At 68.3% G+C, this 23,088-nt stretch carries 18 protein-coding genes; 7 read left to right on the top strand and 11 right to left on the bottom strand.

The genetic code is table 11. The annotated features are described in order from the left end of the window. Positions 1–8 precede the first annotated feature (8 nt). From SY91_RS02300 to phnA, 5 genes are all read right to left on the bottom strand, one after another. Positions 9–767: an amino acid ABC transporter ATP-binding protein gene (locus tag SY91_RS02300; RefSeq protein WP_006485792.1), complete on the bottom strand. Its 759-nt coding sequence runs from the start codon at positions 765–767 to the stop codon at positions 9–11. Beyond that, the gene (locus SY91_RS02305) at positions 764–1,444 is read right to left on the bottom strand and encodes an amino acid ABC transporter permease (protein ID WP_023476439.1); all 681 of its coding nucleotides are present in this window, start codon (positions 1,442–1,444) and stop codon (positions 764–766) included. Before SY91_RS02305 ends, SY91_RS02300 begins: the two co-directional genes overlap by 4 nt. A 14-nt stretch (positions 1,445–1,458) precedes the next feature. Beyond that, entirely contained in the window at positions 1,459–2,241 is a 783-nt protein-coding gene (locus SY91_RS02310) for an amino acid ABC transporter substrate-binding protein (protein WP_023476440.1), read from the bottom strand. Positions 2,242–2,421: 180 nt separating this feature from the next. Further along, complete coding sequence (gene phnY / locus SY91_RS02315) at positions 2,422–3,876, bottom strand: phosphonoacetaldehyde dehydrogenase (RefSeq protein ID WP_023476441.1); 1,455 nt, start codon at positions 3,874–3,876, stop codon at positions 2,422–2,424. A gap of 27 nt (positions 3,877–3,903) precedes the next feature. After that, positions 3,904–5,142, bottom strand: coding sequence for a phosphonoacetate hydrolase (gene phnA, locus SY91_RS02320; protein WP_023476442.1), 1,239 nt, complete (start codon positions 5,140–5,142; stop codon positions 3,904–3,906). Between the two features lie 218 nt (positions 5,143–5,360). Here phnA and SY91_RS02325 point away from each other — a divergent pair, with 218 nt between their 5' ends. From SY91_RS02325 to SY91_RS02345, 5 genes are all read left to right on the top strand, one after another. Beyond that, positions 5,361–6,416: a putative 2-aminoethylphosphonate ABC transporter substrate-binding protein gene (locus SY91_RS02325; protein WP_023476443.1), complete on the top strand. Its 1,056-nt coding sequence runs from the start codon at positions 5,361–5,363 to the stop codon at positions 6,414–6,416. Between the two features lie 97 nt (positions 6,417–6,513). After that, positions 6,514–7,605: a putative 2-aminoethylphosphonate ABC transporter ATP-binding protein gene (locus SY91_RS02330; RefSeq protein WP_023476444.1), complete on the top strand. Its 1,092-nt coding sequence runs from the start codon at positions 6,514–6,516 to the stop codon at positions 7,603–7,605. Further along, entirely contained in the window at positions 7,602–9,329 is a 1,728-nt protein-coding gene (locus tag SY91_RS02335; protein ID WP_023476445.1) for a putative 2-aminoethylphosphonate ABC transporter permease subunit, read from the top strand. The genes SY91_RS02330 and SY91_RS02335 overlap by 4 nt, the downstream gene beginning before the upstream one ends. A gap of 47 nt (positions 9,330–9,376) precedes the next feature. Continuing rightward, positions 9,377–10,507: a 2-aminoethylphosphonate--pyruvate transaminase gene (locus tag SY91_RS02340; RefSeq protein ID WP_023476446.1), complete on the top strand. Its 1,131-nt coding sequence runs from the start codon at positions 9,377–9,379 to the stop codon at positions 10,505–10,507. Positions 10,508–10,602: 95 nt separating this feature from the next. Beyond that, the gene (locus SY91_RS02345; protein WP_023476447.1) at positions 10,603–11,991 is read left to right on the top strand and encodes an FAD-dependent oxidoreductase; all 1,389 of its coding nucleotides are present in this window, start codon (positions 10,603–10,605) and stop codon (positions 11,989–11,991) included. A gap of 92 nt (positions 11,992–12,083) precedes the next feature. On the opposite strand, the gene SY91_RS02350 is transcribed toward SY91_RS02345, so the two are convergent. Then, positions 12,084–12,812, bottom strand: coding sequence for a phosphonate utilization associated transcriptional regulator (locus tag SY91_RS02350; RefSeq protein WP_023476448.1), 729 nt, complete (start codon positions 12,810–12,812; stop codon positions 12,084–12,086). 199 nt (positions 12,813–13,011) lie between these two features. After that, positions 13,012–15,183 (bottom strand): phosphocholine-specific phospholipase C, encoded by a 2,172-nt coding sequence (locus SY91_RS02355; RefSeq protein ID WP_043887629.1) that lies wholly within the window; start codon positions 15,181–15,183, stop codon positions 13,012–13,014. Between the two features lie 226 nt (positions 15,184–15,409). Between SY91_RS02355 and SY91_RS02360 the strand changes: the two genes are divergently transcribed. Continuing rightward, positions 15,410–16,345 (top strand): LysR family transcriptional regulator, encoded by a 936-nt coding sequence (locus SY91_RS02360; protein ID WP_023476450.1) that lies wholly within the window; start codon positions 15,410–15,412, stop codon positions 16,343–16,345. Positions 16,346–16,444: 99 nt separating this feature from the next. Here the strand turns inward: SY91_RS02360 and SY91_RS02365 are convergent, their stop codons facing one another. Then, complete coding sequence (locus tag SY91_RS02365; protein ID WP_023476451.1) at positions 16,445–18,085, bottom strand: L-lactate permease; 1,641 nt, start codon at positions 18,083–18,085, stop codon at positions 16,445–16,447. A gap of 470 nt (positions 18,086–18,555) precedes the next feature. On the opposite strand from SY91_RS02365, the gene SY91_RS02370 reads away from it, so the two are divergent. Then, positions 18,556–18,873 (top strand): DUF4148 domain-containing protein, encoded by a 318-nt coding sequence (locus tag SY91_RS02370; RefSeq protein ID WP_023476452.1) that lies wholly within the window; start codon positions 18,556–18,558, stop codon positions 18,871–18,873. Between the two features lie 75 nt (positions 18,874–18,948). Here SY91_RS02370 and gshA read toward each other — a convergent pair whose 3' ends face one another. The 3 genes from gshA to ada form a co-directional block, all read right to left on the bottom strand. After that, positions 18,949–20,562, bottom strand: coding sequence for a glutamate--cysteine ligase (gene gshA / locus SY91_RS02375; RefSeq protein ID WP_023476453.1), 1,614 nt, complete (start codon positions 20,560–20,562; stop codon positions 18,949–18,951). A gap of 466 nt (positions 20,563–21,028) precedes the next feature. After that, complete coding sequence (locus tag SY91_RS02380) at positions 21,029–21,988, bottom strand: DNA-3-methyladenine glycosylase family protein (protein ID WP_023476454.1); 960 nt, start codon at positions 21,986–21,988, stop codon at positions 21,029–21,031. Then, entirely contained in the window at positions 21,985–23,076 is a 1,092-nt protein-coding gene (gene ada, locus SY91_RS02385; RefSeq protein ID WP_023476455.1) for a bifunctional DNA-binding transcriptional regulator/O6-methylguanine-DNA methyltransferase Ada, read from the bottom strand. The genes SY91_RS02380 and ada overlap by 4 nt, the downstream gene beginning before the upstream one ends. Positions 23,077–23,088 lie beyond the last annotated feature (12 nt).

The raw sequence follows: 23,088 nt of genomic DNA on the forward strand, positions 1-23,088 counted from the left end.
GTGCCGCGTCAGAACGCCGGCACGCCTTGCGCGAGCGTCGCGACGAACTTCGCGGTGCGCGGGTCGCGCGGCCGGCCGAACAGGTCGCGCGAGGCGCCCGCTTCGACGATGCGGCCATCGGCGAGGAACACCGCATCATGCGCGATCGACGCGGCCAGGCGCAGGTCGTGCGTGGCCATCAGCATCGTCGTGCCTTCGCGCGCGAGCTGGCGCAGCACCTCGACCACTTCGACGGACAGCTCCGGATCGAGCGCCGACGTCGGCTCGTCGCACAGCAGCACCTGCGGAGACGGCGCGAGCGCCCGCGCGATCGCCACGCGCTGCTGCTGTCCGCCCGACAGGGTGGCCGGCCATGCGTCGGCCTTGTCCGCGATGCCGACCTTGTCGAGCAGCGCGAGCGCGCGCTCCCGGGCCCGCTCGCGCGGCCAGCGCTGCACGGTCACGAGCCCCTCCATCACGTTCTGCACGACGCTCAGATGCGGAAACAACTGGAAGTTCTGGAACACCATGCCGGTCTGCTTGCGCACCGCGAACACCGCGTCGCGCGACGGCCGGCGCGCCGGCACGAAGTCGATGCGCGCATCGCCGACGACCAGCGCACCCGCCTCCGGCACTTCGAGCAGGTTCACGCAGCGCAGCAGCGTGCTCTTGCCGCTGCCGGACGGCCCGATCAGCGCGGTCACGCTGCCCGGCTGCAGCGCGAGGTCGATCCCGCTCAGCACGCGATGCGCGCCGAACGACTTGTCGATGCGTTCGAGGCGGATCATCGCAACTCCGCCTGGAACAGCGCGTGGCGGCCGAAGCGAAGCTCCAGCCGGCGTTGCAGCGACGACAGCACCGAGCTGAACAGCAGGTAGATCAGCGCGGCTTCGGTATAGAGAATCAGCGGCTCGTAGGTCACGGCCGCGATGCGTTGCGCGGCCTGGAAGATCTCGGGCACCGTCAGCACGGCCGCGAGCGACGTGTCCTTCACGAGCGAGATGAACGAGTTCGACAGCGCGGGCAGCGCGACGCGCGCGGCCTGCGGCAGGATCGCGCGGCGCAGCGCCTGCGCGCGCGTCATCGACATCGAGTACGCGGCCTCCCACTGCCCCTTGGGCATCGACTCGATCACGCCGCGTATCACTTCCGCGTTGTATGCGCCGACGTTCAGCGAAAAACCGATCACGGCGGCCGTCAGCGGATCGAGCACGATGCCGACGTTCGGCAATCCGTAGAAGATCACGAACAGTTGCACGAGCAGCGGCGAGCCGCGAAACAGCCAGATATAGAACCGCACGACAGCCTGCGCCCAGCGCGGCCCGAACAGCCGCGTGAGCGCCGTGCCGAACGCAAGCAATAAACCGATCGCGAACGACGCGAGCGTGAGCGGAACCGTGAACACGAGCCCCGCGTAAAGCAGGGGCCGCAGCGATTCCGCCATCAGGTGCAGCCAGGCCGGCATCGTTCAGCCTCGCGTCACGGCTGCGACACGTCGCGGCCGAAGTACTTCTGCGAGATCTTCGCGTAGGTACCGTCCGCCTTGATGTCCGCGAGCGCCTTGTCGATCGCGGCCACCAGCGCGGGGCTGCCCTTGCGCAGCAGCACGCCGGACGCGTCGCCCGCGCCGCTCGTGTCGGTCGCCGCGATCTTCAGTTTCGCGTCGGGCTTGTGCTTGCGGAAATCGAGGTACGACAGCGAGTCGTTGATCGTCGCATCGACGCGGCCGGACGTCAGCAGGTCGATCGATTCGTTGAAGCCCTGCACGGGCACCACGTCGGCGCCGTGCGCGGCGGCCAGCTTGCCGAAATTGCTGGTCAGCGTGTTCGCGGATTTCTTGCCCTTCAGGTCGTCGAACGAGCGGATCGTCGTGTTGTCCGCGCGCACGATCAGCACCGCGTGCGACGTGATGTACGGCGTCGAGAAATCGTATTTCGCCTTGCGCGCGTCGGTGATCGACACTTCGTTGACGACCGCGTCGTAGCGGTTCACGTCGAGCCCCGCGATCAGCCCGTCCCATTTGCCTTCGACGAACTGCGGCTTCACGCCGAGACGCTGCGCGATCGCGGTCGCGATGTCGACGTCGAAGCCCGTCAGCTTGCCGGTCTCGTCGTGGTACGTGAACGGTGCGTAGGTGCCTTCGGTGCCGACGCGGAACACGCCGGCCGACTTGATCTGCGACAGGTCGTCGGCAGCCAGCGCACTGGTGGCCGCGACGGCCTGCAGCAGCGCGACGACCAGGAGCGAGCGGAGGAATTTCATGGTGCGGACCCCGAATGATTGGAGAGGATCATCCCGCCGGCGCGCCTGCGCCGTTCGAGAGGTCCGCGAATTCTACCGATGCGTGGAGGGCCGGCAAAAACGCAAATCGGCTAACGATATGAGCCGATCGAATAACGCCCGCACCGGCCACGATGCCGGCGCGGGCGCCTTACACGTCGCTTACCACGGCAGCGAATACGTCTTGGTATTCGTGAAGCTCTTCATCGCTTCCTGCACGCCCTCCTTGTACCCGAGCCCCGAATCCTTCACGCCGCCGAACGGCGTCAGTTCGAGCCGGTAGCCGGGCACCTCACGCACGTTCACGCTGCCGACTTCCAGCTCGGTGATGAAGCGCGTGATGTGGTCGAAGCGGTTCGTGCACACCGACGACGACAGCGCGTAGTCGGTGCTGTTCGACATCCGGATCGCTTCGTCGATGTCGCGAAAGCGCATGATCGGCGACACCGGCCCGAAGGTTTCATGCTTGACCAGCGGCATGTCGGGGGTCACGCGATCGACCACCGTCGGCGAATACAGCGCGCCGTCGCGCACGTTGCCGACCAGCAGCCGCGCCCCGCGCGCGATCGCGTCGTTCACCTGCTGCTCGCAGAATTTCGCGGCCGCTTCGTCGATCACGGTGCCCATGTCGACCGACGGATCGGACGGATTGCCGTACGACCAGGCGCGCGTCTTCTCGACGACGAGTTCCGTGAAGCGATCGGCCACCGCCTCGTGCACGAGCATCCGCTTGATCGCCGTGCAGCGCTGCCCGGAATTCTTGTACGAGCCCGACACCGCGAGCGTGCTCGCTTCGTCGAGATCGGCGTCTTCCATCACGATGATCGGATCGTTGCCGCCGAGTTCGAGCACCGCGCGCCGGTAGCCCATTCGCGCGGCGATCGACTTGCCGATCGACACGCCGCCGGTGAACGTGATCATGTCGATCGCCGGGTTCGTGATCAGCTCGTCGGCAATCTCCTTCGGGTCGCCGGTGATCACCTGCAGCATCTGCGGCGGCAGGCCGGCTTCGTACAGGATGTCCGCGAAGCGATAACACGACAGCGGCACCTTCTCCGACGGCTTCACGACGATCCGGTTATTGGTCGCGACCGACGGCACGATCTTGTGCGCGACCTGGTTCATCGGGTGGTTGAACGGCGTGATCGCCGAAATCACGCCGAGCAGCGGGTCGCGCTGCGTGTACACGCGGCGCTTCTTGCCGTGCGGCGTCAGATCGCACGAGAAGATCTGCCCGTCGTCCTTCAGCACTTCGCCGGCGCCGAAGGTCAGCACGTCGGCCACACGGCCGGCTTCGTACGTCGAATCCTTGAGGCACAACCCGGCCTCGGCCGTGATCAGCGCCGCGATCTCGGCGGTGCGCGCCCGCACGATGTCGGCCGCGCGACGCAGGATCGCCGCGCGATCGTGGCGCGTGAGCGTCGGCCGGTACGCACGCGCGACCGCGAAGGCGCGGCGCACGTCGTCGAGCGTCGCCTTCGGCACGGTGCCGACCAGCGTGCCGTCGTACGGGTTGCGTACTTCGATCACCGCGTCGCGGTAGATCTTTTCACCGTCGATTCGCAGTGCTTCACGATGAGGCGTGCGGACATCCGTCGATGCTGCAATGGCGTTCATGAGTGTCTCCTGGCGGATGCGGCCGCGTCACTGCAGATGGTTGAGCGCGATGTCGATGATGTCGAAGTTGCGCAGCCGCGCGCGGCCCGTGACGTCGGTCGCGACCGGCTTGCTGAAGATCAGCGGCACGATCTGCTCGGAGATCCCGCCGTGCGAGCGCAGCGGCACGTCGAGGCCCGACAGGTCGTGCTTGATGCGGCGCGTGCCGAGCACGACGTCCTGCTTCGAGATCACGATCAGGTCGCCCATCCGCGCGGGCGGCAGCTCGAAACGCGCGCAGCCTTCGGCGCCCGTCAGCACGACCTCGATGCCGTCGACCGCCGCGAGCCGCGCGCGCAGCGCGTCGGTGTCGGCGGACGCCGGGACGTAGACGGTCGCGAACGAACCGAGCGCGCCGTGGTGCACGACGTACGGATCGGTGATCGGCAGGATCACGCGCGCCGCGTCGTGGCCGAGCCATTCGTCGAACAGCTCCTGCAGGTAGATCACGTTCGGCTCGCCGGTCGCGTCGTCGTGCTTCGCGTTCATCCCGTGATCGGCGGTGATCGCGACGATCGCGCCGAGTGCGTCGAGGCGCTGCAGGTAGGTGTCCATCATCGCGTAGAACGCGTTCGCGCCGGGCGTGCCCGGTGCGCACTTGTGCTGCACGTAGTCGGTCGTCGACAGGTACATCAGGTCGATCGGGCGCGTCTCGAGCAGGCGCACGCCGGCCGCGAACACGAATTCCGACAGGTCCGCGCTATACACGCTCGGCACCGGCTTGCCGACCAGCTCGAGCACGTGGTCGATGCCGTTTTCCTCGACGCTCGCTTCATCGGCCTTTTCCGACGAGAAGCAGATGCCCTTGAGCCCCTTGCCGAGCAGGCGGCGCAGCTTGTCCTTCGCGGTGACGACCGCGACGCGCGCGCCCTGATCGGCGAAGGTCGCGAGCACGGTGGGCGCGACGAGGTACTTCGGATCGTTCATCAGCACCTCGGCGCCGGTGTCGCGATCGTAGAAGTAGTTGCCGCTTATCCCGTGGATCGCCGGCGGCACGCCGGTGACAATCGACAGGTTGTTCGGATTCGTGAAGCTCGGCACCACGCACTCGCCCTTGAGCGCCGTGCCGGGCTTCAGCAGCGTGCGCAGGAACGGCGCGACGCCGGCCTCGGCGGCTTCCTCCAGATATTCGTATGCGCAGCCATCGACGCAGACGACCACCACGGGCCGGCTCATCCAGTTGTAGCGGCGGCCGTTCACTTCCACGGATACAGGCGTTTCAGTCATGACGTTCATTCCTTTCAGGTCGAAGGGTGTGAGCCGTCGGCGCCCGCGCCGCGCCGAACAGAGGTGTTTTCCATGCTTGACATTAAAATTGATGATTTGTAGATTGTCAACAACATGCAGAGAACAGAAAGCAAAATACGAAAGCACGAGGAAGCATAAGAGGGCTGGTCTCCACTCATCCGCCGTGTGCCGCGGCGCCACAGTCAAGGGGTCTGAAGATGAACGAAGTGCCGGTAAACAAGCGTTTGGACGCATGGGCGGCGGGCGCGGCCCGCGTCGCGCTGGCTGCGGCAGTGGCGCTCGGCGCCGCGCAGGCAGCGCACGCGAAGACGTCGCTGCTGGTCTACACCGCGCTGGAAGACGAGGCGATGAAGCCCTACAAGGACGCGTTCGAGAAAGCGAACCCCGATATCGAGATCCGCTGGGTGCGCGACTCGACCGGCTCGGTCACCGCGAAGCTGCTCGCGGAGAAGAACAACCCGCGCGCGGACGTCGTGCTCGGCCTCGCCGCGTCGAGCCTCACGCTGCTCGACCTGCAGGGCATGCTGATGCCGTACACGCCGAAGGGCTTCGACCAGCTCACGCGCAAGTACAGCGACGCGAACACGCCGCCGCACTGGGTCGGCATGGACGTGTGGGGCGCGACGATCTGCTACAACCGCGTCGCCGCGCAGGCGAAGAACCTCCCGAAGCCGACGTCGTGGGAAGACCTGACGAAGCCGGTCTACAAAGGCGCGATCGTGATGCCGAGCCCCGTGTCGTCGGGCACCGGCTACCTCGACGTCACCGCGTGGCTGCAGACCTTCGGCGACGATAAAGGCTGGAAATTCATGGATGCGCTCGACAAGAACGTCGCGCAGTACGTGCACTCGGGCTCGAAGCCGTGCACACTCGCCGGCACCGGCGAATTCCCGATCGGCATCTCGTTCGAGTTCCGCGGCCACGAACTGCAGTCGCAGGGCGCGCCGATCGACCTCGTGTTCCCGAAGGAAGGGCTCGGCTGGGACATGGAAGGCACGGCGATCATGAAGACGACGAAACAGCCGGACGCCGCGAAGAAGCTCGCCGACTTCATGGCGAGCAAGGAAGCGAACCAGATCACCGCGCGCTGGTGGGCGATCGTCGCGTATCCGGGCGTCGCGCGGAAGCTGGCCGGCATCCCCGACAACTACTCGGACCTGCTCGTGAAGAACGACTTCGTGTGGTCGGCGAAGAACCGCCAGTCGATCCTCGATACGTGGCAGAAGCGCTACGGCGCGAAAGCCCGGCAGTAACGCCGCGACCGGCAGCGGGGCCGCGCCGCGCGCCGCCCCGCGCCACCCTTTCCGTCGTCGAATCCGGCCCCCGGGCCGCCCCTCTCTGGAGGCGCGCATGGCACCTTATCTGAGCGTAGAACGCATCGAGAAGCGGTACAACGACACGCAGGTCCTCACCGACATCAACCTGAGCGTGATGAAGGGCGAGATGATCTGTTTCCTCGGGCCGTCCGGCTGCGGGAAGACGACGCTGCTGCGGATCATCGCGGGGCTCGAGACGCAGAACGCCGGCCACATCATGCAGGATGGCCGCGACATCTCGCGGCTGCCGCCGCAACTGCGCGATTACGGCATCGTGTTCCAGTCGTATGCGCTGTTCCCGAACCTCACCGTGTACGACAACGTCGCGTACGGGCTCGTGAACCGCAAGATGAAGCGCGACGCGATCCGCGAGCGCGTGCACACGCTGCTCGCGCTGGTCGGTTTGCCCGACAGCCATCGCAAGCATCCGGGCCAGCTGTCCGGCGGCCAGCAGCAGCGCATCGCGCTGGCGCGTGCGCTCGCCACGTCCCCCGGCCTACTGCTGCTCGACGAACCGCTTTCGGCGCTCGACGCGCGCGTGCGCGTGCGGCTGCGCCAGGAAATCCGCGCGCTGCAGCAACGGCTCGGCGTGACGACGATCATGGTCACGCATGACCAGGAAGAAGCATTGTCGATGGCCGATCGCATCGTCGTGATGAACCACGGCGTGATCGAGCAGATCGGCACCCCGCTCGAAATCTACCGGCAGCCCGCGTCGCCGTTCGTCGCGGACTTCATCGGCCGCGTCAACACGATTCCCGCCGAAGTCGCGCGGGACGGCACGCTGCGCGCGGGCGGCGTCGGCTTCGACTGCCGCCATGGCGCGTCCCGCCCCGCGCAGGGCGCGGCGGTATCGGTCTACGTGCGGCCCGAGGACCTGCGCATCCGCGTGCCGGGCGAGACGGCCGACAACGTGCTGGCCGGCCGCGTCGAGAAGCTCGAATTCCTCGGCGCGTTCTGCCGCGTGAGCTTCCGGATCGACGGGCTCGACGGCCAGGAGATCGTCGCCGACCTGTCGTATCACGACGTCGACCGCACCGGCGTGCAGGCCGGCGCGCGCATCGACCTCGCGCTCGATCGCGAGCATGTCCGCGTGTTCCCGTGCGCGAAGGAGCGACTGCAATGAGCACCGTCCTGACCGAGCGCCGCCGCGGCGCGTCCGCCCCCGCCGACGTGCGGCAGATCACGCACTGGCACGACCGCCTCGCGCAATTCGCGCTCGTCGCGATGGCCGCGTTGATGTCGCTGTTCCTGCTGCTGCCGCTCGCGCTCGTCGTGCAGAAATGCTTCGTCGACGCGGACGGGCGCTTCGTCGGCGCGCACAACTTCGTCGAGTATCTGGAGGACAGCGGCGTGCTGCGCTCGATGCTGCATTCGCTGACGGTCGGCGCGCTCGTCACGATGATCGTCGTGCCGATGGCGTTCACGTTCGCGTATGCGCTGACGCGCTCGTGCATGCCGCTGAAGAACGCCGCGCGCACGATCGCGCTGCTGCCGCTGCTCGCGCCGACGCTGCTGTCGGCCGTGTCGTTCATCTACTGGTTCGGCAATGCGGGGCTCCTGAAGCCGCTGCTGCACGGCCATTCGATCTACGGGCTGCCGGGCATCGTGCTGAGCATGGTGTACGCGTCGTTCCCGCACGTACTGATGATCCTCGTCACCGCGCTGTCGCTCGCGGACGGCCGGCTCTACGAGGCTGCCGACGCGATGGGCACGCGCCGCATCCGCAAGTTCTTCACGATCACGCTGCCCGGCGCGAAGTACGGGCTGATCAGCGCGACGATGGTCGCGTTCACGATGTGCATCAACGACTTCGGCGTGCCGGTCGTGATCGGCGGCTCGTACAACGTGCTGTCGACCGACATCTACAAGCTGATCATCGGGCTGCAGGATTTCAACCGCAGCGCGGTCGTGAGCCTGATGCTGCTGTGCCCGGCGCTCGTCGCGTTCGGCGTCGACTACTTCATCCGCCGTCGCCAGCAGTCGCAACTCGGCGCGCGCTCGACGCCGTACCAGCCGAAGCCGTCGCGCGGCTTCGACGCCGCGATGCTCGCGTACTGCGCGCTGGTGTGCGCGTTCTTCATCGCGGTGGTCGGCATCTCGGTGTTCGCGTCGTTCGTGAAGTTCTGGCCGTACCGGATGACCCTCGGGCTGCAGCATTACGAGATGGGACTGATCGGCGCCGGCATCTTCGACGCTTACAAGAACAGCCTGCGGATGGCCGCGACGGTGGCGATCGGCGGCACGATCGTCGTGTTCGGCGGCGCCTACCTGATCGAGAAGACCCGCGGCGCACGCTGGCTGCGCGGCTTCATCAGCCTGTGCGCGATCTTGCCGATGGGCGTGCCGGGGCTCGTGCTCGGCATCAGCTACATCTTCCTGTTCAACGCGCCCGGCAATCCGCTGAACGGGCTGTACGGATCGCTGTGGCTGCTCGCGATCGTCACGGTCGTCCACTACTACGCGTCGAGCCATCTCACCGCGGTGACCGCGCTCAGGCAGATCGACGGCGAGTTCGAGGCCGTGTCCGCGTCGCTGAAGGTGCCGTTCTACAAGACCTTCCTGCGCGTCACGGTACCCGTGTGCCTGCCCGCGATCCTGCTGATCGCGCGCTACCTGTTCGTCAACGGGATGACGACGGTGTCGGCCGTCGCGTTCCTGTACTCGCCGGACACGCAGCCCGCATCGGTCGCGATCCTGAACCTCGACGACGCGGGCCAGATGGGCCCGGCCGCCGCGATGGCCACGCTCGTGCTCGCGACCTCGTCGTTCGCGTGCGTGCTGTTCGCCTGCATCTCGCACCGCCTGCTGCGTCGTACGCAGGCGTGGCGCCATCCGCATCGCCGTTGATTCCCTGCCGTATCCACGTGACGTCCCGACTTCATCAAGGAGACACCATGACGCTCGCCGCCCCGCCCATCCTGCTCACCCCCGGCCCCCTGACGACCTCCGAGCGCACGCGCGACGCGATGCTGCGCGACTGGGGCTCGTGGGACGGCGACTTCAACGCGATCACCGCGCGGCTGCGCGAGCGCCTGCTGCGGATCGTGCACGGCGAAGGCACGCACGAATGCGTACCGCTGCAAGGCAGCGGCACGTTCTCGGTCGAGGCGGCGATCGGCACGCTGGTGGCGCGCGACGGCCACGTGCTGGTGCCGAACAACGGCGCATACTGCCAGCGCCTCGCGAAGATCTGCCGCGTGCTCGGCCGGCGGCTCACGACGATCGACTACCGCGAGGATCGCCGCGTCGATCCGGCCGACGTCGAGCGCGCGCTCGCCGCCGATCCGTCGATCACGCACGTCGCGCTCGTGCACTGCGAAACCGGCGCCGGCGTGCTGAATCCGCTGCACGACATCGCGCTGGTCGTCGCCAAGCACGGGCGCGCGCTGATCGTCGATGCGATGAGCTCGTTCGGCGCGATCGACATCGACGCACGCACGACGCCGTTCGACGCAGTGATCGCCGCGTCCGGCAAATGCCTCGAAGGCGTGCCCGGGCTCGGCTTCGTGATCGCGAAGCGCAGCGCGCTCGAACGCTGCGAAGGCAACAGCCATTCGCTCGCGATGGACCTGTACGACCAATGGGTCTACATGCAGCGCACGACGCAGTGGCGCTTCACGCCGCCGACGCACGTGGTCGCCGCGCTCGACGCGGCCGTCGCGCAATACGTCGACGAAGGCGGGCTCGCCGCGCGCGGCGGCCGCTACCAGCGCAACACCCACGCGCTGATCGACGGGATGCGCGCACTCGGCTTCCGGCCGTTCCTCGATCCCGCGATCCAGGCGCCGATCATCGTCACGTTTCATGCGCCGGACGATCCGAACTACGACTTCAAGCGGTTTTATCAGGAGGTCAAAAAGCGCGGCTACATTCTGTATCCGGGCAAGCTGACCGAAGTGGAGACGTTCCGCGTCGGCTGCATCGGCCATTTCGGCGAAGCCGGCATACCAGGCGCCGTCGCCGCGATCGCCGACACGCTGCGCGCGATGGGCGTGCGCCGCGTATCGGCCGAAGCGGCGGCCTGACGATGTGACGCGATGCCCCGGCCGCGTGCGCAGGCGCAGGCGGCCGCCCGTTTTCCCGGCCGTGCGCCGCACGGCCCCTTATCGACGAACCTCCGATGCGACCTTTCTGGATCGAACAAGCGCTGTTCAACGACGGCGATCTCGCCCCCGCGCTGCAAGGCGCGACGCAGGCCGACGTGTGCATCGTCGGCGGCGGCTTCACGGGCCTCTGGACCGCGATCCAGGCGAAGCAGCACGACCCCGCGCTCGACATCGCGATCCTCGAGGCCGACCTGTGCGGCGCCGGCGCGAGCGGCCGCAACGGCGGCTGCCTGCTCACGTGGTCCGCGAAATTCCTGACGCTGCGGCGCCTGTTCGGCGAAGCCGAGGCGATCCGGCTCGTGAAGGCGTCGGAAGCGGCCGTGCAGCACATCGCCGATTTCTGCCGCGCGCACCACATCGATGCCGAATTGCGGCTCGACGGCACGCTGTACACCGCGACGTCGCGCGCGCAGGTCGGCACGCTCGCGCCGGTGCTCGACGCGCTCGCCGCGTGCGGCATCCACAGCTACGAGCCGCTGCCGCCCGCCGAAGTCGCGCGCCGCTCGGGCTCCGCGCGCAATCTCGACGGCGTCTACTCGCCGATCGCCGCGACCGTGCATCCCGGCAAGCTCGTGCGCGGGCTGCGCCGCGTCGCGCTTGCGATGGGCATCCGGATCTACGAGCGCACGCCGATGCTCGACTTCACGCCCGGCCAGCCGGCCGTCGTGCGCACGCCGTCCGGCAGCGTGAGCGCGGGCAAGCTCGTGTTCGCGATCAACGCATGGATGGCGAGCCGCTTCCCGCAGTTCGAACGGACGATCGCGGTGGTGTCGAGCGACATGGTGATCACCGAGAAATGCCCCGAGCTGCTCGAGCGGACCGGGCTCGTGGACGGCGTATCGGTGCTCGATTCGCGGATCTTCGTGTACTACTACCGCACGACCGCCGACGGCCGGCTGATGCTCGGCAAGGGCGGCAACACGTTCTCGTGGCGCAGCCGCATCGCGCCCGTGTTCGATCGCCGCTCGCCGTACGAGGCGCAGCTCACGCGCAGCCTGCGCGAATTCTTCCCGTCGCTCGCCGGCGTGCCGATCACCGCGAGCTGGAACGGGCCGTCGGATCGTTCGGTGACGGGCTTCCCGTTCTTCGGCCGCCTCGACGATGCGCCGAACGTGTTCTACGGCTTCGGCTATTCGGGCAACGGCGTCGGGCCGACCTACATGGGCGGGCAGATTCTGTCGTCGCTGGTGCTCGGCCTCGACAACGCGTGGACGCGCAGCCCGATCGTGCGCGGCCCGCTCGGCCATTTCCCGCCGGAGCCGATCCGCTATGTCGGCGCGCACGTCGTGCGCAACGCGATCCGCCGCAAGGAGCGCGCGGAGGACGAGAGCCGGCAGCCGTCGGCTATCGATACGTGGCTCGCGAAATTCGCGAGCGCGGCGGGGAAGGCCGACAAGGCGTGACGATGCGTTGAGCGGAACCCGCAACGAAAAAGGGACGCGGCAACGCGTCCCTTTGCCGGTGCGCGGCAGCCCGCGCGGGCATTGACCGACGCTTACGCGCCGGCCTTCTCCCGCGCCGCCTTGCCCGTCGCGGGCAGCCCCTGCTCGTCGTGCGTACGGCGCATCCGCGCGAGGCCGTGCGCGACGTGCTCGCGCACGAGCGCGACGGCCTTGTCCTCGTCGCCGGCCGCGAGCGCCTGCACGATCTTGTCGTGCTCGGCCGCCGACACGGCGATCGCATCCTCCTCGGCCTCGATCGCCGCCTGGCGCAGCAGGCCGAGCTGGCGCACGAGCCGACGGTAGGTATCGGTGAGATGGGTATTGCCGACGCCGACGACCATCGCGTCGTGGAACTGCACGTTCAGCTCGGTATAGCGCGTGACGTCGTGCGTCTTTGCGGCGTCCTTCATCGACTGGATGATGCCCTTCAGCACCTTCAGCGTATCGGGCGAGATGCGTTTCGCGAGCGCGCGCGCGACCGATTCGTCGAGCATCGCGCGCACTTCGTAGATCTCCTCGGCCTCGCGCAGCGGCACGACCCGCACGGTCACGCCGCGATTCTTCTCGTTGCGCAGCAGGCCGGCCTGCTCCAGCGCGCGAAACGCCTCGCGCACCGGGCCGCGCGACACGTTCAGCTTCGTCGCAATCTCGACTTCGTTGAGCTTTTCGCCGGGCGCGTATTCGCCGGAGACGATCGCGCGCTCGAGCATGTCCTGGACGATCATCGCGAGCGACTGGCTTTGCAGGAGTTCGATGGCGCTGAGCGCGTTCGGGGCAGTCATGGTCGGGCAGGCAGCGGGGCTGTGGATGAAAACGAGGGCGCCATATCGGCGAATGATCCTTGTATACCCTCGGCTCCAAATATTGTCAACAGTTTTCAGTTTCCAAAAGCCAATCCAGCGTGCCGGAACGGGACCGGCACGCGGTGGTCGCGCGCTACGGGCGAACTGCCCCGCTTCGCACGACCGCCGCGCCGCGCCGTCAGGCCGTCTGCTTCACCGGCCCCGGATCGCTGTGGCTCGGCCGGCCCGTCTCGACGTGGCCCGCGAAGCGGCGCACGACCTTGTCGTCGCCGCCGCGCAGCGTCGTCGCGGTGATCGTCAGATCGTACCAGCCGTGGCTCGACGACAGCTCGAAGTGCCCCTTGACGCGCTCGCCCGGCTCCAGCGTGTAGGTGCGCGCATGCGCATGGCTGTACGCGTTGTCGACCGTCACGCGGCACGTCGCGCGGCCGCTGTTGCGCAGTTGCAGGTACACGTGGCGATTGCGCACGTCGTAGCCGATCTTCGCTTCGGGGTTCGCGTGGCGGCCGTCCGCGGCGAGCCGCGTGTTGCCCTGGAACTCGCACAGATAGCCGTTCGGGCCGTAGGCGGCCAGATGGTACTCGCCACGCGCGGCCGACGTGCTCCACGTATCGACGAAGCGGTCGCGCGCGGACACCGCGTAGCGGCGCGGCGGCGTCGCCGGGTTGCGGCGGTCGTACACGTAGAACGCGGCGCCCGCGTCGCCGGTGTTCGCGAAGTCGAGCGACACCGTGTCGTCATGCGCGCCCACCCGGCTGTGCACGAACAGCTCGTACGGCAGCGCACGCGCCGGACGCGTGCCGGGCTCCTGCGCCGGCATCGATTGCTGCGCGGGCACCTGGTACGCCTGGCCGGCGGTCGCGATGTGCTGCGGCACCGTGAAGCTGACCGTGCGCGTGTCGGGACGCGCGGAGAAGTCGAACGCCGACGTGAGATCGCCGCAGATCGACCGGCGCCACGCGCTGATGTTCGGCTCCTTCACGCCGAAGCGCGCTTCGAGGAAACGCAGCACCGACGTATGGTCGAACGTCTCCGAGCAGACCCAGCCGCCCTTCGTCCACGGCGAGATGATGATCAGCGGCACGCGCGGCCCGAGGCCGATCGGCTGGATGCCGCCCGGGTCGGCGCCCGGCACGAGCGGGCTCATTTCGCCCGGGTACTTGTTCAGATCGAGCAGCTCGTCGCCGAGGGTCGACAGCAGGTTCGACGACACGATGCCCTGCCCGCCCACGCCGCTCGTGACCGGCGGCACCGGCGGCACGACGTGGTCGAACAGCCCGTCGTTCTCGTCGTAGTTCAGGATGAACACCGTCTTCGCCCACACTTCGGGGTTCGACGTCAGCGCCTCGAGCACCATGTTGATGTAGAACGCGCCGTCGGTCGGCGACGCCTGCGGGTGCTCGCTGTACTTGTACGGCGACACGATCCACGACACCTGCGGCAGCCGGTTCGCCTGCACGTCGGCCTTCAGCTCTGCGAGCGTGTGGTCCGACGCGCCCTTGTCGACCAGCGGGCCGCTCGCGCCTTCCTTCACCTGGAAGCGCTTGAAGAACATCAGCGAGTTGTCGGTGTAGTTGTCGGTCGGGTCGCCCGGAATGCCGGTGCCGCCCTGGTACACCTTCCAGCTGATCTTCGCGTTCTCGAGCCGTTCGGCGTAGGTCGTCCACGTGTAGCCGTTCACGTCGTTGCGCTCGCCGATGCCCGGGCCGTTCGGCGCGCTGCCGTAGACGTTGCGCGAGTCGACCGTGCCGGTCCACAGGTAGATGCGGTTCGGCGCCGTGTCGGCATGCGCGGAGCAGAAGTACGCATCGCAGATCGTGAACGCGTCGGCGAGCGCGTAGTGGTACGTGAGATCCTGGCGCTTCAGATAGCCCATCGTCAGCACGTCCTGCTTCTGGTTCACCCACTGGTCCCACTGGCCGTTGTTCCAGGACAGGTGGCCGCTGCTCCAGCCATGGTTGGTGCCCGGCTGGAATTCGGTCGTCTGCTTCGGGTCGAGATAGAACGGCAGCACGTACGGCGCCGACGGATCGAGCCCGCGCGAATGGTAGTTCTTCGTGAACACCGACGCCGGTGGCTGTTGCCACACCGGTGCGCCGTTCGGCAGCAGGTGCGGGCGCGGGTCGTTGAAACCGCGCACGCCGCGCAGCCCGCCGAAGTAATGGTCGAACGAACGGTTTTCCTGCATGAAGATCACGACGTGCTCCACGTCGCGGATCGTCCCGGTGCGATAGGCGGCCGGCATCGCCAGCGCAGTGCGGATCGCGGGCGGGAAGCCCGCGTAGGCGGCCATCGCGCCGGCCGACTGCGCGGCGAGGCGCAGGAAATCGCGTCGATTGTTCGAAGACATGAAGAGCACCTGTGGTCGGTGGGAGTGGGGGCGCCGGGCGAGCGGGCCGGCGATCTTGCGTCGCCGTTATTACCCCGCACCGGCATGTCCCGGCCGTGACCGGTTCCCGCAGGTTTCTTGCGGTCACCCCCAGCTTTTTTTCGAAGTCTCGCACGGCCCGTCTTTCATCCGGCCGACATATGCGTGCGCTACGCTGACGCGCGATGAAGAGGGGAGAAGCCGAGTCGTGTTCGATCAGCTGAAGGCGTTCCACGCGACCGTCCGGCAGGGCAGCATCACGCGCGCCGCGCGCCACCTGGGCGTGAGCCAGCCGACGATCGCCGCGCAGATCCGGCAGGTCGAGCAGGTGTACGGCGTCGAACTGTTCTACCGCAGCGGCCGCAAGCTCGAGGTGACCGAGACGGGCATCGAGCTGCTGCCGCTCGTCGAGAAGATGATCGCGCTCGAGGCGCAGGCCGACATCATGCTGCGCAACGTCGGCGGCCTGTTCGAGGGCCATCTGCGGATCGGCGCGACGGGCCCGTACTACATCATGGATGCGGTCGGCCGCTTCTCGAACGCGCACCCGTCGATCGCGCTCACGTGCCGGATCGGCAACTCCGAGGAAATCCTACAGGCGCTGCAGGAATCCCGCATCGATCTTGCGGTCTCGTCTCAGCGCAATGACGCCGACGGCCTCGAACGCAAGGTGATCTCGACCGATCCGCTCGTGCTCGTCGTGCACCGCCATCATCCGCTCGCGCGGTTCGAGTCGATCGACGCGGCGCGGCTCGCCGACGTGCGGCTGCTGATGCGCGAGGAAGGGTCGGTCACGCGCCGCTGCACGGAGACGATCCTCGCCGCGGCCGGCGTCGCGGCGACGTCGGTCGCCGAGATCGGCAGCCGCGAAGCGATTCGCGAGGCGATCCTGCATGGGGTGGGCGGCAGCCTGTTTCCGCTCGGCGAAGCCGAACGCCATCCGGACCTGCGCGTGATCGCGCTGCGCGGCGTCGACACGACGATCGACGAATACGTGTACTACCTGAAAGCGCGCCGCCAGAGCCCCGCGATCGATGCGTTCCTTGCGTGCATCCTGCCGGGCGGCGGCGAAGCGGCCGGCGTGGTCGATGCTGCCGACGCGATCGAAACCGGACGAACGATGCGGCGGGCGAACGCGCGCTGAGCCGCCGCGCGTTCGCCGGTTCCGCACATTGCGTGGCGCTTTTGCCGCGCCTTCCCTCGTTGCCTTCCTCGTGCCTTCCTTCTGTCGCGGCGCCGTGCGTCACTTCGGTAGCGCCGGAATCATCCACGTCAGCACGTGCTGCTGCAGGAACACCAGCACGCCGAGCAACAGCGTGAGGATCACGCTGTGCCAGAAGGTGCGTGCGAACACGACACCCTCCTGCCCTTTCAGGTCAGTCGTCGACACGCCCGTCGCGATGTTCTGCGGCGAGATCATCTTGCCCATCACGCCGCCCGACGAATTGGTCGCGGCCATCAGCACCGGATCGAGGCCGAGCTGCCGGGCGGCGACGACCTGGAGGTTGCCGAACAGCGCGTTGCCCGACGTGTCGCTGCCGGACAGGAACACGGCGATCCAGCCGAGCGATGCCGACACCAGCGGGAACAGCGCACCGGTGGACGCGACGCCGGTGCCGAGCGTATAGCTGATGCCCGAGTAGTTCAGCAGGTACGCGAGCCCGACGATCATCATCACCGTGACGATCGCGATCCACGTCTGCCGCCACGTCTTCACCACGCATTCGACGAACGCGCCGGGGCCGGTGCGCGTCAGCGCGGCCGTGATGATTGCCGACACGAGGATCGCGGTGCCCGTGCCGAGCGGCTGGAAATCCCAGATCGCCGCATACGGCTTGTGGTACAGCGACACGTACACGGCGTTGTGCAGGCCCGGCCACTTGATCTTCACGTCGCCGATCGCCGCGATGTTCGCGTGCACCCACACGATCACGACCACCGACACGACGAGCCACGGCAGCCAGCCGCCGAAGCCCGCGCGCGCGGCGCCGGCGGCGGCCGGCACGCTGCGCGCGAGCGCGTATTGCGGATCGGGCTGCGGCTTCCACAGCTGCAGGAAGCCGATCGTCACGATCAGCGACGTGAGCGACGACAGCACGTCGGTGAGCTGGTAGCCGAGGAAGTTCGACGTGACGAACTGCGCGAGCGCGAAGCTGCCGCCCGACACGAGCAGCGCCGGCCACAGCTTCGCGATCGAGCGCAGCCCGCCATACGCGCCGACCACGTAGAACGGCAGCAGCAACGCGAAGAACGGCAACTGGCGGCCGACCATCTGCGCGAGCGTCACAGGCGGCAGCGACGTGACCGCGCCGAGCACGGTGATCGGCACGCCGAGCGCGCCGAACGCGACCGGTGCCGTGTTGAACAGCAGCGTATAGGTGAGCGCTTCGAGCGCGGGAAAGCCGAGCGCGATCAGCAGCGCGCTCGTGATCGCGACCGGCGTGCCGAATCCGGAGATCCCTTCGAGCAGACAGCCGAACGAGAACGCGACGACGAGCAGCACGAGGCGGCGATCGTCGGGCAGGTTGTCGAGCATCCACTGCCGGAACTGGTCGAAACGGCCCGACTTCACCGCGATGTTGTACAGCAGCAGCGCGTTGAAGACGATCCACATCACCGGCACGACCGCGAGCGCCATGCCGGCGCCGACCGCGTTGAATGCGAGCCCGGCCGGCATGCCCCACGCGCCGATCGCCACCGCGAGGCCCGCGACGAGCCCGGCGAGCGATGCCTGCCATGCGGGGCGGCGCAGCACGCCGAGCGCGATCAGCGCGACCGCGATCGGGATCACCGCGACGAGGAACGACAGGAGCAGCGAATTGGCGACGGGCGCCAACGGTTGCGCGAAGACGATGCCGGGCGGTAGGGCGTCGGTGGGATTCATCGTGGCTCCAGATGTCGACCCGAGTTGGCGCTTCAGCGTCTACTCGGGTCCCATGCATCGTGCGGCCGACCCGGGTTCGCATCTCGATGCGCCGGGTTCGGGTCAAGGCGATGTCCTGCAGTCACGGCCACGATCAGGCGCTTGCGTACGCAACGACGTTGCGCGGCCAACCGATCGGTCGCTTAAAAGAGGTTAGGAGGCGCGACGCGCTTGTACAAGGGGAGAAGCCCGATGCGGGCGAGCCGGTGCGAACCGGCCGCCGCACGCTGGCCGGCAGATGGCGCGCGGCTGGCGCGTTCGACAGGAAACCCGTCGCGACCGGCCCACCGGCGCCCGCAATGTTGCGCGGCCGGAAAAGGTGACTGCCAGCCACGACGATGTTTCGTTTGGCCTCCGAAGCCTAGACTGGCTGCATCGTTTCCGGCCGTGCCCGCGATGGCGCGGCACCGGAACCTCACGGAGCACACACGATGAAGACGATGAAACACGCGGCATGCGCATTCGTGCTGATCGGCGCGGCGTTCGCCGCTCACGCGCAAGCCGCGTCGACGCTCACGCGCGCGCAGGTCCGCCAGGAACTCGTGGAACTGCAGGCCGCCGGCTACCGGACGAGCCTCGCAAGCAGTCCCGATTTTCCCCGGAACATGCAGGCGGTCATGCAACGTGCCGAGCAGGCGCGCGGTGAAGGGGACGTTGCCGGTTACGGCAGCGACGGCCGGGCGACCGGAGAATCAGGCAAGCCGGCGCTGCCGCACGCGGTCGATCGCGGCACGTATGCGCACCACTGACCGGCTCACCGACGGAACCGGATGGATCGCACGGCAGCGGCGCGGCACACCCTGCGCCGGCCGCGTGCGCGATAGTCACACGCTGAAGCGGTTCAGCGTATAGGCGCGATAGGCGGCGACGAATGCGTCGAACGATCCGGCCTCCTTCGCTTCGAGCTCGGCCTGCTCGGCCAGCGACTTCGCGGCGAGCGCCTGTTCGGTGTGCAGCGTCTCGGCCGACGGCGGATGCGCGCGGAAATGCGCGGCATGCGCTTCGCTCTGCGCGAGCCCGAACGCGAGGAACGACTGGCCGTTCTCGCGCATCGTGCGCAGCACGCGCGCCGACGGCGTGCGCTCCGGATCGGCGAGCTTCTCGCGCTGCGCGGCGATCGCGCGCGCATGTTCGTCGCCGCCGCGGATTTCGTCGAGCCGGCGACCGACGATTTCGATATCGGCCATCAGTTCATCGGCCCACTGCTGCAGCGTGACCGATTGACCGTCGCGCGTCAGCGCGAGCCCCGGCTTGCGGCCGTCCAGCGTCACGCTGCCGAAGTTCGCGTTCGCTTCCTTGTACGCATCGCAGTCGAGCGGCGCGCTGTCGTCGAGTGCGCAGGCGAGCAGGAACGCGTCGATGAAGCGCGCGGTCTCCAGCGCGATGCCGGTCGGCTCGAACGGGTCGATGTCGAGACAGCGCACTTCGATGTACTGCACGCCGCGCGACGCGAGCGCATGCAGCGGCCGCTCGCCCGAATACGTGACGCGCTTCGGCCGGATCGTCGAGTAGAACTCGTTCTCGATCTGCAGCACGTTCGTGTTGATCTGGATCCACTCGCCGTCGCGATGCGTGCCGATCGCCTCGTACGCCGGATACGGCTCGCTCACGGCCTTCGACAGCGCGTCGAGATAGCCCGGCAGCGTGTTGTAGTCGACGTGCAGCGCGGCCTGGGCCGTCGTGTTCGAGTAGCCGAGATCGCTCATCCGCAGGCTGGTCGCATACGGCCGGTACAGCGTATCGGCGTCGAACGTGTCGAGCTTGTGCGGCTTGCCGCGCAGGAACTTCGTGTCGAGCACCGGCGACGCGCCGAACAGGTACATCAGCAGCCAGCTGCGGCGGCGGAAGTTGCGGATCTGCGCGAGATAGCGTTCCGACTGGTAATCGACGAGCGTCGCCGTCGACTCTTCTTCCTCATGCAGGCGCCGCCACACTTCCTCGTGCAGCGAGTAGTTGTAGTGGATGCCGGCGATGCACTGCATCGTGCGGCCATAGCGATACGCGAGGCCGCGGCGGTACACCGTCTTCAGGCGGCCGATGTTCGACGTGCCGTAGTTGGCGATCGGGATCTGGTCGTCGGCCGGCAGCAGGCCGGGCATCGAATCGTTCCACAGGATCTCGTCGCCGAGCGATGCATAGACGTAGCGATGCAGATCGTCGAGGCGTTCGAGCGTGAGCGCGGCGTCGCGCTCCGCGGGCGTGATCAGTTCGATCAGCGCTTCGGAATAGTCGGTGGTCAGCGCCGGATGCGTGAGCGCCGAACCGAGCGCGCGCGGATGCGGCGTGAACGCGATCATCCCGTCGCGCGTCACGCGCAGGCTTTCCTTCTCGATGCCGCGCAGGCCGTCGGGCAGATGCTGCCGCGTCGGGCCCGAGCTCAGCGCGTCGAGGCGTTTCAGCAGCAGTTCGGACTGGCGGTGAGTCATGGTGTTCGACATGGAGACGCAAGTGCGTGACGGCCGCGCGCAGAACGCCGCGCGCGGCCGGCTGGATTGTTGGTCGCTTCGTTGGTAGCGGGCACTTTAACATCTCGCCGGAAGCCGCGCTTGAGGTGGCCGCGGGCACGGCGCGCGGGCCTGAGCGGGTGATCGGGCGGGGCGGGCGGGGCAGTCCCGGCCCGTATCACCGGTTCCCGACGAAGCCGATCGGCACGGCGGCCACCGCAATTCGTCGGACGGAATGTGAATGGCGAACGGGTGGCGGCAGGTGCAACCGTACCGCTGAATCGATCGGGAAACGACGCGGGCGCAGGCATCGCACGCGCTACATTCGGCCGGCGCCGCAGGTAGTGTAGAAGCGCCGTGACGGCGCCGCGTCACGCCCCGGCGCTTGCCGCATGCCGGCACCGCGTGCGCGACGGGTTGCGGCGCCGCCTCCTTGCGGTCGCACCCGGCCGCGGCGTGCTTACCCGCCGCGCGCGCCGCCTGCCCGGTCGGCCACTTCGTTCCACAGATGCAGCGCCGCATACGCACGCCACGGCCGCCAGCCTTCGGTGCGGTGCTTCTGGCTGGCGAGCCGGTCGAGCGCCGGGTCGCGCGCGGCGATCGACTGCATCAGCACGAGGTCGGATGCCGGCCACGCGTCCGGGTCGCGCCATGCGCGCATCGCGATGTATTCGACCGTCCACGGGCCGATGCCAGGCAGCTCGAGCCACGCGCTGCGCAGCGTCGCGAGATCGGCATGCGCATGATCGACCGGCACGTCGCCGGCCGCCACCGCGCGCGCCACGCCGGTCAGCGCGGCCACGCGCTTGCCGGGCATCCCGATCTTGTCGAGATCGCACGCGGCCAGCGCGTCGGGTGTCGGGAACCGCCACGCGGGCGCGCCGTCGTCATCATGAATCACGCGTTCGCCGGCCCGTTCGACGAGCCGGCCGACGATCGTCGTCGCGGCCTTCACGCTCACCTGCTGGCCGACGATCGCGCGCACGGCCAGCTCGAACCCCGACCACGCACCCGGCACGCGCAGCCCCGGCGCGGCCTCGACGAGCGGCGCGAACCACGGATCGCGCGCGAGGCCGCCGCCGATCGCGGCCGGATCGGCGCCGAGGTCGAACATCGTCGCGACGCGTGCGGCGAACGCATCGTCGACGTGCCGCGCGACCGCCCCTTCGACGGTCGCGAGCAGGCAATGCTTGCGCGGATGTTTCGTGACGGTGAGCCGGCCCGCATCGCCGTGCAGATCGACGATGCGGCGATACACGCCGTCCGCGACCTGCTCGACACCGGGAATCGCGCGCCCGCTGAAGAAGCGCAGCACGCGCGCCCAGTCGTACGGCGCCTTGTAGCGCAGCTCCATCTGCGCGGACGGCGGCACAGGGCCGCCGTTCGCGAGGGAGGTAATCGTTGTCGTGTCGATGCTCAAACCGCACTGCCCTCCGTCTCGGCTTCGGCTTCATCGTTGTGAACATGGCGCGCCTCGGCCGCGAGCAGCGTCGCCTTGCGGCGCACGCCCCAGCGATAGCCGGCGAGCGCGCCGCCCTTCTGCACGACGCGGTGGCACGGAATCGCGAGCGCGACCGGATTCGACGCGCACGCGGACGCGACCGCCCGCACCGCGCGCGGCGCACCCAGCGCCTCGGCGATCTCCGAATAGCTGCGCGTTTCACCGTACGGGATATGCGTCAGCGCTTCCCACACGCGCTGCTGGAACGCGGTCGGCGCGATGTCGAGCGGCAGGTCGAACGCCTGCCGCGTGCCGTCGAGGTACGCGCGGATCTGCGTGACGAACGGCGCGAGCCGGGCCGACGCTTCGACCAGTTCGGCGCGTGCGAACGTGTCGTTCAGCTCGCCGACGAGCGACGCCGCGTCGTCGCCGAATGCGATCCGGCAGATGCCCTGTTCGGTGGCGGCAACGAGCACCGTGCCGAGCGACGTCGACGCAGTCGCATAGTGGATTCGCAGGCCGGCGCCCTGGCGGCGGAATGCGGACGGCGCCATCCCCAACTCGCGCGGCACCGACGCATAGAGCCGCGACGGCGAGTTGAACCCCGCGTCGACGGCCGCCTGCGTGACCGGCCGCCCGCGTTGCAGCGCCTGCCGCAACGCAGCGCCGCGCTGCGCGGCCTGGTACTGCCGCGGCGACACGCCGACCACACGCTTGAAGAGCCGCTGCAGGTGAAACGGGCTCACGTGTACGGCGTCGCTCAACTGCTGCAGCGTGAGCCGCTCGGCGTGCGCATCGAGCACCGCGCATGCGCGATTGACGATTTCCAGTTCGCGCGGCAGCCCTTCCGGCTGGCAACGCTTGCAGGGCCGGAAGCCGGCCGCGCGCGCGGCCGCCGGATCGGCAAAAAAGGATACGTTCTCCCGGCGCGGCTGCCGCGACGCGCAGGTCGGGCGGCAGAACACGCCGGTCGTGCTGACGGCATAGAAGAACGCGCCGTCCGCATGCGGATCGCGCTCGGTCACGGCGCCCCAGCGGGCATCGTCGGTCGGATAGGCGGTTTTCATCTGAACCTCGCA

The organism is Burkholderia cenocepacia (genome assembly GCF_014211915.1).
Lineage (GTDB): Bacteria > Pseudomonadota > Gammaproteobacteria > Burkholderiales > Burkholderiaceae > Burkholderia > Burkholderia orbicola.